The 16,529-nt window shown below is 40.9% G+C and carries 12 protein-coding genes and 3 pseudogenes; 4 read left to right on the forward strand and 11 right to left on the reverse strand.

Annotation, left to right across the window (positions count from 1 at the left end; translation table 11 throughout):
- Window positions 1-1,917 carry a molecular chaperone DnaK gene (dnaK, locus tag BACSA_RS07845; RefSeq protein WP_013617574.1) on the forward strand — a complete coding sequence of 639 codons (1,917 nt, stop codon included), beginning with the start codon at window positions 1-3 and terminating at the stop codon, window positions 1,915-1,917.
- 229 nt (window positions 1,918-2,146) lie between these two features.
- On the opposite strand, the gene BACSA_RS07850 is transcribed toward dnaK, so the two are convergent.
- From BACSA_RS07850 to BACSA_RS20745, 10 genes and pseudogenes are all read right to left on the reverse strand, one after another.
- The gene (locus tag BACSA_RS07850) at window positions 2,147-2,674 is read right to left on the reverse strand and encodes a very short patch repair endonuclease (protein ID WP_013617575.1); all 528 of its coding nucleotides are present in this window, start codon (window positions 2,672-2,674) and stop codon (window positions 2,147-2,149) included.
- Between the two features lie 82 nt (window positions 2,675-2,756).
- On the reverse strand, window positions 2,757-4,592 hold the full coding sequence (locus BACSA_RS07855; RefSeq protein ID WP_013617576.1) for a hypothetical protein: 1,836 nt from the start codon (window positions 4,590-4,592) through the stop codon (window positions 2,757-2,759).
- A 98-nt stretch (window positions 4,593-4,690) separates the two neighbouring features.
- Window positions 4,691-6,889 (reverse strand): DUF2357 domain-containing protein, encoded by a 2,199-nt coding sequence (locus BACSA_RS07860; RefSeq protein WP_041583936.1) that lies wholly within the window; start codon window positions 6,887-6,889, stop codon window positions 4,691-4,693.
- Between the two features lie 25 nt (window positions 6,890-6,914).
- Window positions 6,915-8,765 carry an McrB family protein gene (locus tag BACSA_RS20585; protein ID WP_013617578.1) on the reverse strand — a complete coding sequence of 617 codons (1,851 nt, stop codon included), beginning with the start codon at window positions 8,763-8,765 and terminating at the stop codon, window positions 6,915-6,917.
- Window positions 8,766-8,770: 5 nt separating this feature from the next.
- Window positions 8,771-10,006: a DNA cytosine methyltransferase gene (locus BACSA_RS07870; protein WP_245546593.1), complete on the reverse strand. Its 1,236-nt coding sequence runs from the start codon at window positions 10,004-10,006 to the stop codon at window positions 8,771-8,773.
- On the reverse strand, window positions 9,985-10,194 hold the full coding sequence (locus BACSA_RS07875) for a helix-turn-helix transcriptional regulator (protein WP_013617580.1): 210 nt from the start codon (window positions 10,192-10,194) through the stop codon (window positions 9,985-9,987). The genes BACSA_RS07870 and BACSA_RS07875 overlap by 22 nt, the downstream gene beginning before the upstream one ends.
- Before the next feature lie 134 nt (window positions 10,195-10,328).
- Window positions 10,329-10,613 (reverse strand): annotated as a pseudogene (locus BACSA_RS07880) (hypothetical protein); the annotation flags it as partial.
- 101 nt (window positions 10,614-10,714) lie between these two features.
- Window positions 10,715-11,664: pseudogene (locus BACSA_RS07885) on the reverse strand (ATP-binding protein); the annotation flags it as partial.
- A gap of 128 nt (window positions 11,665-11,792) precedes the next feature.
- On the reverse strand, window positions 11,793-12,935 hold the full coding sequence (locus tag BACSA_RS07890) for a metallophosphoesterase (protein ID WP_013617581.1): 1,143 nt from the start codon (window positions 12,933-12,935) through the stop codon (window positions 11,793-11,795).
- An 11-nt stretch (window positions 12,936-12,946) separates the two neighbouring features.
- On the reverse strand, window positions 12,947-13,078 hold the full coding sequence (locus tag BACSA_RS20745) for a hypothetical protein (RefSeq protein ID WP_262501255.1): 132 nt from the start codon (window positions 13,076-13,078) through the stop codon (window positions 12,947-12,949).
- Window positions 13,079-13,167: 89 nt separating this feature from the next.
- Here BACSA_RS20745 and tnpB point away from each other — a divergent pair, with 89 nt between their 5' ends.
- The gene (gene tnpB, locus BACSA_RS07895) at window positions 13,168-13,584 is read left to right on the forward strand and encodes an IS66 family insertion sequence element accessory protein TnpB (protein ID WP_169311443.1); all 417 of its coding nucleotides are present in this window, start codon (window positions 13,168-13,170) and stop codon (window positions 13,582-13,584) included.
- Between the two features lie 19 nt (window positions 13,585-13,603).
- Window positions 13,604-15,085 (forward strand): IS66 family transposase, encoded by a 1,482-nt coding sequence (gene tnpC / locus BACSA_RS07900; RefSeq protein WP_013617583.1) that lies wholly within the window; start codon window positions 13,604-13,606, stop codon window positions 15,083-15,085.
- Window positions 15,086-15,214: 129 nt separating this feature from the next.
- Here the strand turns inward: tnpC and BACSA_RS07905 are convergent, their stop codons facing one another.
- Window positions 15,215-16,180: an IS110 family RNA-guided transposase gene (locus tag BACSA_RS07905; RefSeq protein WP_013617584.1), complete on the reverse strand. Its 966-nt coding sequence runs from the start codon at window positions 16,178-16,180 to the stop codon at window positions 15,215-15,217.
- Window positions 16,181-16,422: 242 nt separating this feature from the next.
- Here BACSA_RS07905 and rhuM point away from each other — a divergent pair.
- Window positions 16,423-16,527: pseudogene (gene rhuM / locus BACSA_RS20455) on the forward strand (RhuM family protein); the annotation flags it as partial.
- Window positions 16,528-16,529: the final 2 nt, after the last annotated feature.

The following is a 16,529-nucleotide window of genomic DNA, read 5'->3' on the forward strand; positions in this document are numbered from 1 at the left end:
ATGGGAAAGATTATTGGTATTGACTTAGGAACTACAAACTCATGTGTAGCAGTATTCGAAGGTAACGAACCGGTTGTGATTGCCAACAGCGAAGGCAAACGCACCACTCCTTCAGTCGTAGCATTCGTAGACGGCGGCGAACGTAAAGTGGGCGACCCCGCTAAGCGTCAGGCTATCACGAACCCGAAACGTACAGTATATTCTATCAAACGTTTCATGGGTGAAACATACGACCAAGTTCAGAAAGAAATCTCTCGTGTCCCTTATCAAGTAGCAAGAGGAGAAAACAATACACCGCGTGTAGACATCGACGGACGTCTGTACACTCCGCAGGAAATTTCAGCCATGATTCTTCAGAAGATGAAGAAAACCGCTGAAGATTATCTGGGCCAGGAAGTAACCGAAGCCGTTATTACCGTTCCGGCATACTTCTCAGACTCACAGCGTCAGGCTACGAAAGAAGCCGGACAGATTGCAGGACTGGACGTGAAACGTATTGTCAACGAACCGACCGCAGCCGCTTTGGCATACGGTGTCGACAAAGCCAACAAGGACATGAAAGTAGCTGTGTTCGACCTCGGTGGCGGTACATTCGATATTTCAATATTGGAATTCGGTGGCGGCGTATTCGAAGTATTGGCAACCAATGGTGATACACACCTGGGTGGTGACGACTTCGACCAAGCTATCATCAACTGGCTGGTTCAAGAGTTCAAGAACGATGAAGGTGCCGACCTGACTACTGACCCGATGGCTATGCAACGTCTGAAAGAGGCAGCTGAAAAAGCAAAGATTGAATTGTCTTCTTCTTCATCTACCGAAATCAACTTGCCGTACATCATGCCGGTAGCCGGTGTGCCCAAGCACTTGGTTAAGACACTGACTCGTGCTAAATTCGAACAATTGACCCACGATTTAATCCAGGCTTGTCTGGAACCGTGCAAGAAAGCCATGAGCGATGCAGGCTTGAGCAACTCGGATATCGACGAAGTCATCCTTGTAGGTGGTTCTTCACGTATCCCGGCAGTTCAGCAACTGGTTCAAGACTTCTTCGGTAAAGTTCCTTCAAAAGGTGTAAACCCGGATGAAGTAGTAGCCGTAGGTGCAGCTATTCAGGGTGCCGTATTGAACAAAGAAGCTGGTGTAGGCAACATCGTATTGCTGGATGTCACTCCGTTGACCTTGGGTATCGAAACCATGGGTGGTGTCATGACCAAACTGATTGACGCCAACACGACTATCCCGTGCAAGAAGAGCGAAGTATTCTCTACGGCAGCCGATAACCAGACCGAAGTGACCATCCACGTATTGCAAGGCGAACGTCCGATGGCAGCACAGAACAAGTCAATCGGTCAGTTCAACTTGACAGGTATCGCTCCGGCTCGCCGTGGTGTTCCCCAGATTGAGGTTACATTCGATATCGATGCCAACGGTATTCTGAAAGTATCTGCCAAAGATAAGGCTACCGGCAAGGAACAGGCTATCCGTATCGAAGCTTCCTCTGGCTTGAGCAAAGAAGAAATCGAACGTATGAAAGCCGAAGCATCTGCCAATGCAGAAGCCGATAAGAAGGAACGTGAAAAAGTAGATAAGCTGAATCAGGCAGACAGCTTGATTTTCACCACCGAAAATCAGTTGAAAGACCTTGGCGACAAGATTCCTGCCGACAAGAAAGCTCCTATCGAAGCCGCTCTTCAGAAATTGAAAGATGCCCACAAGGCTCAGGATTTGGCAGGTATCGATGCCGCAAGCGCAGAACTGCAGGCTGCCTTCCAAGCCGCAAGCGCAGAAATGTATGCCCAGACCGGTGCTCAAGGAGGTGCACAAGCAGGTCCTAACGCTGGTCAGGCAAACAACAGCCAAAGCACAAACAACAAAGACAATGTGCAGGATGCGGATTTTGAGGAAGTGAAGTAAGTATCAGTAAACAACGATAACTAATAATAGAAAATAGGGTGTAGCTCAATGAGTTATGCCCTATTTTATTTTGTCAACGTACCCATTTCCATAATTACGCCCCGACTTTAGAACAGTATCCCTAAAGGCAAAACTGCTACAGCGCGTAGCAGTAATTGGATATATCTCACAGAATTATTATTTGTGCATTAGGCAGGTAAGACATAATGCCACAATCAGTGGAAAAGAATTACACATGTTTTGCATTTTCAATTTTCTCATACGGAAGTCTTGATTCTGCCGCCATAAGACCATCATCAGATTCAGGCATCCCGTATGCTTTGACTTTTCGATCCTCAAGGAAAATATGGTTTAAAGTATAAGCCAATGACTCCAATGTCTGCATCCGGATTTCAGGTTTCAGCTGACATTCCCATACAGTGATGCAATGCCAACCCATAGCTGCGAGTTGGCATTGTTCCTTTTTATCACGTTCCTGATTCCGTTCAATTTTCTTTTGCCAAAAGTCAATGTTAGTCTTAGGCAGGCGAAAGTATTTGCAATTCTCATGACCATGCCAAAAACAGCCGTTCACAAAGATGACCGTGCGGTATTTACGCAGCACCAAATCTGGGTGACCGGGCAGACGTGGATGGTTGAGCCGATAGCGGAAGCCTCGGCTGAAAAGGAATTTCCGCACCAATATTTCTGGCTTGGTATCCTTTCCGTGTATGGCGGTCATGCAGCGATGGCGTTGTTCGTTGGTCAATGTATCCATTCCTAATAGTATTCGTTAATTTCATCCTAATTTAAAACCCATTGGATGACTGCAGTAAATCAATAAAGTTCTTGATGATTCACTATTCTTTACAGAAAATACGACAATTAATATCCGCATCTTTGCAGGTAGAGATGAATCCACTCAATAACCAAGCAAGCTGCACTACATAATTTTTCTGTTTAAAAGGTTGTCCGTTTTTTATTTTATCAAAAGCATTAGTTAAAGCAGACTTAGATAGATAGTTTACGGCAAGACAGATTTCCTGTACTTTATTAGGATTATATCTTAATTTTTTATACAACCTTTCATAATCTATTGATACTCCTATTCTGCATTTATTTATATTGGTCTTATTCCATTTTCCATCCATCCTTTCCATTTTCTTTTCGATGGCTTTGTCATCAGGATTCATATTACCAATGTTTTTTATAGCTTGACCTATGACCTCCTGAAACTTGGATGCGGAAAGAGTTGCGCTTCCATCATTACATTTTGAGTGAATATAAGATATTGAATTTTCTTTGATGGCTATATGGTCAGCCCACTCATTACCCAAATCGTCGCAAAATAAGAAATCGGCATCTTTAAATATGTTTTTTTCTACAACGCTAAACATTGAGTCAATTTTAAAATCCGTACTTGTCGCGTCATATCCATCACCTTTTTCACTTGTAACATTTGCAATCTCACGCACTGGATATAATATAGAGAGAATAGCTTCAAAATCTTTTTGTATACCTACATTCATATAAAGCCTCTTGCCCATGTATATATATGAATAATCCGAGAAGCCAATAGAAAAACATCCCAAGTTGTTAATTAAATCAATAATTTTCACGTATCTCCCATCGTCTTCACAATAATACAAAGAATCAAATAAATTACCACATGCCACAATCTTCAAGCCTGATTTCATCTTTTTTACACCAATATTACGTTTGCCCTTTTTTCTATAAATATCTATTTCTTTTTCATCCAAAGAAAGACACTTAACTCCTGTCTTTATATATTGTTCAAAGATATCTGTTTTTACTACATATTCTTCTTTTCCTTCTTTTTCTTTTTTCAAAAAAATATCTGTACATTGAAGACTTTGAATATAAGAATGAATTTTGAATATACCAATTAGTAGTGATACCGGTTCTAAATTGTCTTTCTGTTTTTTCCATGATTGTGGTTTAGCAAAACGTGAAAAAAATGATTCTTGTGGAATATATACATCAATTTTTGCAATCAAAATATTCATCCATTCCAATAATTTTTTAAAATTTTTCTTAGATCCAAATTTGGCTAATCTTGAAGTGTTTATGTTTACAGAACACAAACCATCGGCATTGGAAAATCGTGCTGTATTGACAACTGTATGGTTAGAACCAAACATTGGCATTGTATTTTCCAAACTATTGGCTTCATATGATTTATTGCGCATGGCATTTTCGTTCATATTCATATTACTTAATTTCATTTGCTGAAAAACAGTATCATTGTCTATCAGCACTCCTGCCAATGTATCTGCTGGTATTGGAGTTAGGCTATTTATGAAAGAACTAATGTGAGAAATGTTTTTCTTTATAATAACAACATAATCTTTTATTTCCACAATAAGCAAATATGCCAACTTATTTTCTGCCAATATTGGTGGGAATTCTTCTTTTTCAAAATCTAAGAAAGAGGGATAAGTTGTGAATTTGAAAACAAGCAAAGAATAATAAACTTCTTGTGTATCTGGTATATTTACACACTCTTTCTCACGATAAATTTTAGTCAGTAGTTTGTATTCAATTTCATTAAGTACAGAATCAAATATTTCATGTATTTTATTATTCCCTATCTCTATTTCATTTTTCTTAAAAAAATAAGCACCTTCATTTAGTGTTAAATGATCGCGCAGATGTAATTTATCAATATTCTTCATTTTAGCCAAAGGTAAAATAATCTGTTAATACATGCTTCCTGAAAATAAAAGTTATTTAATGCAATTATGGCATCACTATAGTATAAAGAATCTGCATCTTATATTTCATCAATTATTACACATTCCTCAATTTTATCAAACGTGGTGTCTACAAAAGTATGATTAACCATTTTATGAGTGTCTATCTGACGATAACCCTCAAAGAGTTTACGGCTGAACCGCAATTCAAATGCCAAACGCAAATCATCTGCTGTTCCTTCGCTTTCTACTTGTTTTGCCTCTTTAGCTGTGATAGTTCTCACCCGTACAATTTCATATACATCACGAATGCCCTGCCCTTTTATGTATGGCATAAAATAGTGTAAGTCTTGCAAGGCTATTGTAGTCGGGAAATGACTGCCGGTGTAATATAGCGTAGCAGTTCCGTCAAGGAAATTTTGAAAATATCCTTTACGACTACTGTTCGTAACCAAGCCAATCAAGATACGGTTACCCACTTCTACGAACGTACCTTTCTGCGGTATCACTCTGTCAATAATTTCAGTAGACTTCTTGTTTATAAGTTCACCGATGAAGTGTTCCAGAAGATTTCTGTTCTTTTGATCTTTTGGACGTAATGGAAACGCACCGATATTCACTTCTTTTATTGTCTCATAAAACTTTGACTTCTGCACTTCTAGCGGTTCGCCATCGCCCGGAAAAAGGATATACCCACCAATAACCTCTTTCTTTAAAGGAGCTTTGTCGTATTCCTTGTAATAAATAGCATCACGATAGCGGTGCATCTGGTTAAGGGTATCATCAGGTGGTACATCTACATTGCCTTCTTTACCTTCAATGCGATATTTGGCATCAAACAGGTATGTGAATTTCATTTTATTATGAAGATCATTTTTGGTCAACTGCAAAACAATATCCGGTTTCTGCGGTACCGTCGGAACCACAAGATTGCTCATTCCGATAGAACCGTTTTCACGCTCTGTACTTTTCGGATTATACACCAATTCTGCCAGTTCCACATCGTCTTTCTTGAACAGGATGCGTGAGTGCTCACCCTTGCCCAGTTCCCATGTAAACAGGCCGTTCATCTCCATGCGGTTGCGATGGTCTATGTCTTCATCGTCTATATGCAGTTGCTCTTTCACGATGTGGCTTACTTCAATGAAACACCATATTTCATAAAGTGTTGCTATATCTTTGGTTTGTAAACGATATATGCCATCATTTAGAGAATAAGAACGTTGTAGCAAACTCCATGTGCGATATACCTGACTATATCCAGTAGCCTTTTGCAAAACCAAACTTTCTTGACTCAGACCTTTATAATTTCCCACGGTACGGAAAAAGGGATTCTGTTGTAAATGTCTCAACGTTGCCAATGTAACTTGCATATCCTCTTTCATTACATCAGACGCATTCTTTATCACTTCTATACGCTTTTTCAAGGTCTCATATTTCTTTGTAATTTGGCTAAGTGCAAATTTCAAAAATCTATTTTCCTGTGTATCATTTGTCCGTGCACATTCTTCTACACGATATAAATGTGAGCTGTCAGATCTATGTTCTGCAAGTTCGTTTTCTACGCAAGATGGGATAAACGTCAATCTGTCCGCACGTTTATATGATGCCTTTTCATGCAAACGGTGTCTTGGACGGTCAATGATATTTTTGCATGCCTGGATAAATTTCTTTTGTTCGTTGGCAAAGACACTCCACCAAATTATTTCCGGAGTTTCACCACTTATATCTGGGGAAAAGCCATGAAAGGTTCTTCTCATATAATCCAGCGAAAGCATTCTGTACTCCTGCTCAATATCCTCTATAATAGTTTTCCAGTGCTCGTGATAATTAAGCTTTGTACTCAACACTTCAAAGGAGAAGGCAAAATTACGGACTTCTGTTCCTACTTGATATATGATTTGTATTTCACTGCGTCCAACCTCATTGCCATAATTCAAGAAACCGGCTAATATTTGTCTTCGAAAAGTGAATTTATCATTTTCATTTTGAAGAATGGAGCCAAATTGTGCTTTCTTCACATAGTCCTTGAACTCAATCCAAATAGGATAATCTGTATTATCAAAAAAAACAGCAGGAGCCTGTTGGCTATTTTCAATCGTAATCTGTTCTCCAATATGGTTGCTTAAAATAACAGACATTACTCCTTCCGACCAAGAATAAGTGGAGTATAAGTTTTCTTCTCCCACATTATTCTTTGCCTTATTCCAAATGTTATCGAATTTTGTACATTCGACAATCATTTCAAAATCCTGATGTTTTATTGTAAGCAGTTCCATCTTCTCTTACATATCTTTTCCTGTTTTAGCTCCAGAAACTTGTATAACCAGATAATGTTAATCGTTCTTTCATTTCTTTCAGTTTGGCTACAGAAATAGATTCTATTTTCTTTTCTTCTCCGGTCAATATCAATAATTGCGCTTCGATAGTAGCAATCAAGCTCTCAAGAAGTGAATGTTTGATTTTTGTATCATCACCTTCAATACGAGACAAAATTTTCATGCTTGTTATTTCATCCAATGCTATTGCTATGACCTCATCCTCGCTAAACTCATTTCCTTTTTCATCCAAGTTGTAGGGTAAATTGTTTACCACATAAAGCAAGAACTCGTTTCGTGTACGATAGGCTATCTTGAATGGTGTGCCATTAAGTACATCATTTACAGCCTGCAAATAGCTTAATACCTTATTGCAAACTTCCTCATTATCTGCATATACATCCACACCTTCTACAGCTGTACCAATAAGCATGTCACTATTTAATTTGCCAATATGCTCATATTTGCTGTCCAGTCCAGCATACAAATCCACTTCATTCATTTCTATAGTCATGGCACGGTCAAGAACCTTTCTGGAGAAAGAGAAGGTGGTTTCATCCATGTTTACCGTACCCATTACAATTAGATTTTGTGGAATAGTTATGCCTTCTTCCAAAAATCGGTTTCTTAACGTTTCATTGCCTCCTGTTAGTTCGGCAGTCAACACCCGATACCAATCTTCCGTACTTTTCTTTAGGATAGGATCAGTTGTAATCGTTCCGTCTTCATTACTTTTGCGAGATTCTATTACGCTAAGAAATTCCGCAAAATATTGTTCTACTGGAGCAAGATTCATTTCATCCAGACAAAGGAAATAAGGTATATCCAAATTTTCCCATGCCTGCGTAATGAATCTTAAGAAATCGCCAATCACATATACAGGAGTTCCACTAACACGGCTTACATATCCAATTAGTTCGGTAGAATCGTGCCAATTAGGTTTAACTTGAATTATCTCAAAATTCTTAGGTTTTTGGGCTTTGTATTCGATGGAATCTTCGTCCCAACATGCACGGGCAAGTTCACGTACGATGCGGCTCTTTCCTGTACCGGATATACCGGCAAGCAAAAGAAAGGGCTTGGTCTTAATTGCGGTAATGATGTCTATATACTTGTAATATTGAGAATTCGTACCATTATTATCCTCTTTATCAAACATTTTGTAAATTTCTTTTGGAGAAATCATTGCTTCTTCTCGTGACATCTTTAAATTTCCATACGTTATTATATATTCAGTAAAGTCGGAATCTGTTGAGAATAGTTCGTTCAATAATTCAGTAGAATAGTATTTTGCCAAATATCTCTTGATTTCAGGAAGTCCAATTTCCGAAACACTAAAATTGTATTTCCTACATAGCCATATGGCAAGAGCTATTCTACAATCTTTGTCTTTTAGATATTTCTTAATGTTTTTATACAAGATTCTGTTTATAGACAAAACTCCATTTTGAACATTAAATAATGCAGCATCTTTTGTCCTACGAGGAAAATCATGTATAACTACCGGATTTGCGATAGACTCCTTTACAACATTTACAGAGAAAAAATTGCTTCCAACTTTATAATCTTTTTCGTCTTTTATATCTGTAAAAAAATTCGATGTATAACAAGAACCATCTATACTTACAATGTCTCCTACATATTTTATAAATAACTCTCTATCCTCTTTTTCTTTTGTATCGCAATTTTTGTTGTTTTTCAAAACAAAACGATCTAATGCGAATAAGTACCTGATAGCACTTATAAATTGAGTAGCACCTTGACTAAAAGGACTACTTGTATTGTGGGACAACACTTTATATGCAGTCAATAGGGATTTTTTATCAATGTAAGCCATATCTATTATTCATTAATTGGGAGGAATCTTAACAAAGCTGTTGCCATAACCCATCCAAGTATTGGAGGAACAGCATTGCCAATAACTTTATACCTAGCAGGCAAAGGTATTGTGCTGAACAGATAGTTATCTGGGAAGGACTGAATTCTTGCACACTCCCTAACAGAATACCTCCTGTTTTCAATGGGATGGGTAATTCCACATTTGTCAGGCTGCGCAGAAGCTGTAATTGTACCACAAATTTCTCCAAAAGCAAATCGCCTGAAAAATTTTGGAGCATGATAACGCTTTGGGTTATCATAGATATTCCTAAATCGTGGAGTCAGCATTTCATATGGTATGTCTTTCCATGATTTTCCTTCCATACAAATTGCCGGCAAATTTGCGTGGGAATATCCATCATAAAAATATTGGAATCCTTCAATGCCATGAGCACAGCTTCCGATTAAATCTACGGTTTGTTGTGTTCCTGGACTAAACTCCCATACTTCATTATCAGGCAAATTTTCCACACCTTGCAATATCCGTCCCAGTACTAATTCTTCAATGTTCCCATAATGCTCAGATGGTATATTGTTTTCACGAACAATTGTTTCCAATAAATTAAAATCGAAATGTCCAAGATTTAATTCTCTATCTATTCCTACCATTAGAACACGATAGCGTTTTTGTGGGACTCCGTAGTCAGAAGCACAAACTAATTTGTATGATACGTCATAACCTAAATCGCCCATAATTCTAACGATTTCTTCAGGAACACTATTACCATTCGCAACATGAGATGAAAGAATTCCTCTGACATTTTCAAATAAAAAAGCTTGAGGACGATGTCCTGCTTCAATCTTAGCAGCGATTATTCTATGACATTCTTCAAATAAAGTACCTCTTCCGTTTTCATCATCTACTCCTTGCCTTTTGCCTGCATTAGAAAATGGTTGACATGGAAAACCTGCTAAGAGAATATCAAAATCTGGTATTTCATTGGCATCAATATCTCTAATGTCAGCTAAAAGACAATTAGCTCCATTATTTGTTAATAATGGATTGGCATTATAACAAGATTGTGCGTCTTGATCAAAATCATTTGCAAACAAAATCTCGGTATTTAATCTGTCGTAAAATTGTCCTCTGAATGTAAATCCTCCTGTAAATCCTAAATCAAGACCACCACATCCAGAAAATAGAGATGCTATTATTTTAGGCATTTGTATCTGTTCAATTAAATGTTTTTTATTGACCACAATAAATCCTTAATATCTACTTCAAGGATTTTTGCGATTTCAACCAATGTCTCTAAATTCGGTTGCATAGTGTTGGTACACCATTTAGATACAGTTCCTGGATCTTTTCCAAGCTGCTCTGCTAACCATTTATTGGTGCGTTTCTTTTCAGCTAAAACCACCTTCAAACGATTTATGTCTTTATTCATACTTTCTATGATATGTTTAAATGCAAAGGTAAGCATTATAATTGAAATTCAGTTCCGATTATAATGCTTTTCTAACAAATGTATGTTGAAGAACAACTTTATATTGAAATATACTTCAATATGTATATGGAATTTTACTTGGACTTGTTTTCTTTTTCTCTTCTCTCCTTAACCTTATCCAATCCCGGCATCTTCTTTGATACAGAACTCTCACCAGCAGGAAAGTATGCCTTGAAAACCTGACATAAGAAACTTACTATGTCACTACGTTTCTTGCCTATATTGGAGAAAGCGGAGTAAACGTAGTACATGAGTTCCTGCTGACTGCACATTTCGTTTGGTTGGACTGTGATTGAGGGCGGAAGAATCAAATCATGTTCTGCAAATACGTAGGAACTGGCAAGCTTGCTTTGACGTTCCATCAGGATGGATACTTTCTCTTTAAGCAAGGCTATCGCCAAGGCTGCGACCAATAAGATGGAAACCAAGATAAAGATTGTCATGTGTCACGCCCTCCCTATTATGGTTTTACGATGATACGCCAATAGCCTGCCTTGTCAGAACCTTCATGGACGAGAATGCCTCTCTCACGCAACTCTTTGATGTTCTTTTCAACTGCCCGCTTGGACACGCCAATTTTTACAGACATTGCTTCTGCTGTTATAGAAGGGTCGGAAATAACTAAGTCTATTATTTTTTGCCCTGTCCTGCTAACTCTTTTAGATGCATCCTCTCCTTTTACACAGAACCTTTTCTCCGAACTTTTTTCGTTTACACCGAATCTTTCAGCATTTACACCGAACCTTTTCTCCGAACTTTTTTCGTTTACACCGAACTTTCTCTCCGAAGCTTCTCCGTTTACAGGGTACTGTTTGAGGGTACTGTTTACCCTGTCGGCCACCTCTTCTACGGAGATTCTACCATTCTCACCCCAATTCAAGTTATAGAAGGTGGTGAAAAAAGAGGATGCTTCGGTTTTATAGTGAGGCTCCTTGCCGGGTAGGAAGTTGGGCAACTTCTCCGTCAGTTCACGCATCTTGCGCAGACCGGAACCACGTTTCTCCATGTAATCGAGTTGGGTAAACATATCGGCAATGACGGGGTTGCAGCGTATAGACGGGACATTATATATGTCTCGGTCTTGAATCTGTGTGCCGTCAAGCATCACGCCGGGCGAAACTAATTCTACACGGTCATCGTAGATGTCAATATGTACCTCACCGCCCATCACCATATAATCCCGATGGATAAGGTGATTGACCAATCCTTCAAAGATAGCACGGTCGGAATAGTCGGGCAGATTGAGGCGATAGTTCGGCATCTTCACCCATCCACTCATGGTGTAGTTCTTAATGAAATCCATGCCATATTTCAGAAGCAAAACGAGGTTGGCTCTGTGTTCTACAGAACTGATAGCGTCATCCTTATCTTATGAAGCCCCGTCCATCGGGTACAGAAGATGCGGGATTGGCGAAGAGACCCCGCAAACGAACATAAGTGAAAAGGCTGACTCACTTATGTGAAACGCCTGAGTTACTTATGTGAAACAGCCGACTCACTTATGTTCGTCAAAACGCATGCTTGAATGCATAGTAAGATCAATCCAGCTTACGTAGGATTCCTTGATCTCCAACCACATAAATGCAATCTTTTTCAATCAAGATTCCTCTTCCCTTGCCTTTCTCCCGATTCTCCGCATTATCTACATTCACTGCAATCACCCGTTGGCCATAGAACGTAGATATATCTTCAAAAATCGTATGCCCAACAATGATGCGCTCTGCCTGATAGCGGTCCAAAATAAGGTTTAATGTATCCGAAGCTAACGGATGATATTTTTCTGCCTGCTTTACCATGCCCCGGTACCAGATAGGACCATAGCTTCCGAAAAGAAAATAAACCATCGGAGAAGCTTCTTTCCGTTGCGCCTTATTCTTATAAAGCCCGCTGCTCATCTGTTTATTGACAAAAGGAATTTCGAGGTTCTGTTCCAAGAAATCACGGCTAAGCCCTGCATGAACAAAAAGATTCCCGCCCGACACCTGTATGGTATTGCGGGTTATCAACCATTTGCCCAATTCGGTAGAAGATGCCAACAAATCAGCATACTTCATTCCCACCTTCTCAGCCAACTGTTTATACTTAGGCTTCGTATAGCGCAAATCATTCATCAGCACCATCGGTTCATGATTGCCCAATAGAAAATCGACACGCCCTCCTGCCTGACGCGCTTCCCACTCTAATTGGTAAATCAACCAAAATATCTGAATTGCATCATTGCCCCGGTCAAACACATCCCCGATAATGACCAGCTGGTTGGATCCGAAATTCCAATGATAGTTCTCATCAATCACCCGATTCCCTTGCAACAAGCTGATAAAGCAATCCAAATTACCGTGAGGATCGGAGGTGACAAATATCTTATCCGGCTGTTCCGTCTTCCATTCAGGACGCTCTTCTGGATGCAATGTCACGTCGAAACGATGTTGTTGGTCACTTGACACAACCGGAAACGTATAATTATCAGGAAGCGATGAATAAAGCGTATCCAACAACTCTCCATTCGGCTTTACCACAATCATACGTACCGTTCCGTCTGCCTGATGAAGCAGATAAGGACCGTCAGCCGTCCATTCGACCGGCACATCCGGTTTCTTGTCTTCTGCCTGCACTCCGGCTATCAAGCCGAAGTGTAACAAGCAAAAGACCAGCAAATACATTTTATACAAACCTGTTTTCATAAGGCTTGACATTATTCAATAACCGAATCATAACCCGGATTCTGCACCATATTCTCGTTTGCATCCATCTCGGCTTTCGGAATAGCCAGCACGCATTTGAAGTAATCCCAATTGAAGTGCATTTCCTCTTCCTTGCTTACCAAATGATGAGTAGAGTAACCATCCGAAATCCGCCGTGTTTTTTAAATTCAGGAAAGTTTCGACCTTTGTTTTCAAAAAAGCCATGTTCAACTTGAATGAAAACAACCGCTTTGTAATGAGCTACAATCCCATAGACTTGCGCAAAGGTGTTGATAGCCTTTGTGGTGCAGTACGTTCCTGCCAGCTGGATCCGCTGAATGGTGATGTTTATGTATTCTCTAACCGTAGCCGTACCGTTCTTAAACTTCTTCATTGGGAGCGGGGTGGATATACCTTATATTATAAGCGTCTGTCCAAGGGGCGTTTCCATCCCAAAATATTCCTCCGTCAAGGAATCGGCTTCCGTTCCATACGCTGGGACGAACTTGTCCTTCTTATGGAAGGCATCTCTCCTCATGCCGCTCGACGCAAAAGATTTCAAACAGCTTCTTCTTCCTTTTCAAACGATAATGCAAAACTGTCTTCTCATTCTGAAAATACCTGCATGAAAAGTTGGTTATCCCGTTGAATATTAGTATCTTTTCCGTATGAAAGGACAGCCAACATATGAAGAATTACAGGTCAAAGTCCAGCGTTTGACTGAACGTGTCGCTTACCTTGAACGTCTGCTTTGGGGAGGCAAGCGTGACAAGAAAGCCGTGCAGGGGCCGACCCTGTTTGACGGGCTCTTCAATGAGGCTGCCGCTTCCAAAGCAAGCGCCATTGCCGAAACCGTAGAGGAAATCAGGAAAGAGGCTGAAAAACGCCGTACTGCCGGGAAAAAGAAACCAGGGCGGCCTGAGCGCTATCTGTATATGGGTGTACCTGAAGAATGGCATACGGAATACCCCAGTAACGTGAATCTTGATGAATATGACATTATAGGAAAGGACGTGGAGCGTATTCTTCACCGTACTCCCGCCCGTGTGTGGGTGGAGTGTATTGAACGACCGATACTTAGAAGGAAAGGGCAGAAGGATCTTCCTTCGCCTGTCATACTGCAGGCTCCGGCTCCGGTTGCTGTACTTGGTGGAGGTCATGTAGCGGCAGATTTCCTTGCAGGGTTGCTCGTTGACAAGTTCGTTTATCATATTCCTGAATATCGTCAGGTGAAGATGTATGCTGATTCAGGAGTGAAACTCTCCACCTCCACGCTCAATGACTGGGTACACAAAACGGCAGACAAGCTTTACCCTCTTTATGAGACTCATGTTGATGATATTCTTCAAAGTGATTATCTTCAGGCGGATGAAGTGCCCTGGCGCATAGCCGACCGTCCGGGACAGAGTTGCCGTCACGGCTACGCATGGCAGTTCAGGGATGCACGTGCGCAAAGTCACGGAACCTACTTTTACTACCATAAAGGAAGTCGTGCGGGCGAAATCCCCAGAGCGCAGCTGAGGCACTTCAGGGGAGCCGTTCAGACAGACGGATATAAGGTGTATGACTATTTTGAATCGGTGACCGGGATAGTACTTCTGACCTGCATGGCACACATCAGAAGAAAGTTCATCGAAGCACAGAAAAGCCACCCCGTGCAAGCAGCCAATGCACTTGAATACATCGCCACACTTTATATGCTGGAAGAGAACCTCAGAAGCAGAGGAGCTTCTGAGGAGGAAATCCGTGTCCAAAGAATTGAAAAGGCACTTCCGGTCATTGATGCCATGGAGGCATGGATGGAAAGCGTCCAGTACCAGTGTACACCGGATGACGCACTTGGTAAAGCACTGGAATATGCCTACAAGCTATGGCCAAGAGTCAGAAGATATGCGGATGATGGAAGATATCTTATTGACAACAATACGGTCGAACGCGGGCAAAGGCCAACTGTCATGGGAAGGAAAAATTTTCTGTTCAGCCAGACTGACCAGGGGGCTGAAGACAATGCAGTCATTTATTCGCTGTTGGGAAGTTCCGAAATAGTTGGAGTGAATCCACTTAAGTGGCTGGAATATGTACTTGCTAATATGAAGCCTAACGATACAGAAGAGGAACTTGTAAAGTTACTGCCTTATAATTTTAAATGAACTATAATAAGAAAATTGAATACGGTTAACGATAATTAGCATAATCATGCAAGTTGTCGTGCATGGAAAGCTCGTCGGGGCTGACTGCTCAGCCCCTTGCCGCATGGCGTTCCCTCAGCAGATGAGTATTTATTGCCTTTCGGACTTGAACCCATCGACATACGGCTTTCCTTGCGTGACCACTGCAAAGGCTTGCCTTACAAGTTTGTTGGCGACCGCCACGACCGCCACCTTGCCCGGCTTGCCGTTAGACCGCAAACGTTCGAAACATGCCTTGCACTCGGTATTGTACCTGAGTGACGAAAAAGCCGCCACATAGAGCTGGCTTCTGAGGTTTGAATCCCCGTTTCGGTTGATGTGACCTTTGACATTGACTGACGTACCGGATTGTTGGTAAGTAGGCGACAAGCCCAGATAACGGGTAAGTTGCTTGGCGTTATCAAAGTAAGTGAACCCGCCGGTGGCCACGATAAGCGCGGCAGCCAGTGTGACGCCGATACCTTTGATTGAGGTGAGCAAGTCCATCTGTTTCTTGTACTCGCCTTGCGCCAGGGAAGTGATTTTCTCTTCCATTGCCTTGATTTGCTTCTCAAGGAAAACAATCGTCTTTTCGATGGTTTTCTTGCATTCAGGGTCGAAAGACGGAAGAACTTCCAGCGAGCCTTTGAGGTTGCGTGTTGCCACAAGTTGCTTTTTAAGCTGGCGTAGTACCGTGCGCTTCTGTTTCAGGATGAGTATTGAATCGCTGCGCAACTTGTAAGGAACCGGCTGCATCCTCTCGCCGTACAGGGCTATCAGACGGGCATCAATCTCGTCCGTCTTGGTGACGGAGAGCATGGCACGGGCGAAGTTTTTTATCTTCAGCGGATTCTCAAGACTGACGGTAATTCTGGCTTCTGAAAGCAGGTAAACGAGCAACGCGCTGTAATTGCCTGTGGCTTCCAAAACGCAATGATGCTCTGTTGCTGAGATGGTTCGGATGAACTCACGGACACCTTTTACCGTGTTCTTAAATGTTTTTGTCCTGCCGGTCTTGGCGGAAGAATAAGCGACAACGAAAGTCGCCTTGCTGACATCGATTCCAATGTAGGTCATAGTCTAAAACTTTTTATTAAACAACATCTGTACATCGTGAACCATCATTGCGAATGCGGGGTCAAAAGCCCATTGAACTATCCGGTTTCTGATGTAAGAATGTGGGGACAAAACATTTAAAACGGCTTTTATGACCAATGAAAGATCTGCCTTATTCCACACTCTGATGTTGAAACTTTATGCAAAAGTATAACGATTAAATAATATACAATGAAACACGGCGGATTTCGGATGGTTACGCAAAATTTGCACATACTGCCGGGGATGATAAAGCATATAACACTGCGTTCTATAATCTCGATGCCATCATATCCGTTGGCTACCGTGTCCATTCCGTTCGTGCTACTTT

The sequence above is a fragment of the Phocaeicola salanitronis DSM 18170 genome, assembly GCF_000190575.1.
GTDB lineage: Bacteria > Bacteroidota > Bacteroidia > Bacteroidales > Bacteroidaceae > Phocaeicola > Phocaeicola salanitronis.

Bases quoted from the DNA above. Each gene is read 5' to 3' on its own strand.
- BACSA_RS07905 (WP_013617584.1), bottom strand. From the start codon at position 16,180: ATGACCTACATTGGAATCGATGTCAGCAAGGCGACTTTCGTTGTCGCT.
- BACSA_RS20585 (WP_013617578.1), bottom strand. From the start codon at position 8,765: ATGGCTTACATTGATAAAAAATCCCTATTGACTGCATATAAAGTGTTG.
- BACSA_RS07850 (WP_013617575.1), bottom strand. From the start codon at position 2,674: ATGGATACATTGACCAACGAACAACGCCATCGCTGCATGACCGCCATA.
- BACSA_RS07875 (WP_013617580.1), bottom strand. From the start codon at position 10,194: ATGAATAAAGACATAAATCGTTTGAAGGTGGTTTTAGCTGAAAAGAAA.
- BACSA_RS07860 (WP_041583936.1), bottom strand. From the start codon at position 6,889: ATGGAACTGCTTACAATAAAACATCAGGATTTTGAAATGATTGTCGAA.
- BACSA_RS07890 (WP_013617581.1), bottom strand. From the start codon at position 12,935: ATGAAAACAGGTTTGTATAAAATGTATTTGCTGGTCTTTTGCTTGTTA.
- BACSA_RS07855 (WP_013617576.1), bottom strand. From the start codon at position 4,592: ATGAAGAATATTGATAAATTACATCTGCGCGATCATTTAACACTAAAT.
- dnaK (WP_013617574.1), top strand. From the start codon at position 1: ATGGGAAAGATTATTGGTATTGACTTAGGAACTACAAACTCATGTGTA.
- tnpC (WP_013617583.1), top strand. From the start codon at position 13,604: ATGAAAGGACAGCCAACATATGAAGAATTACAGGTCAAAGTCCAGCGT.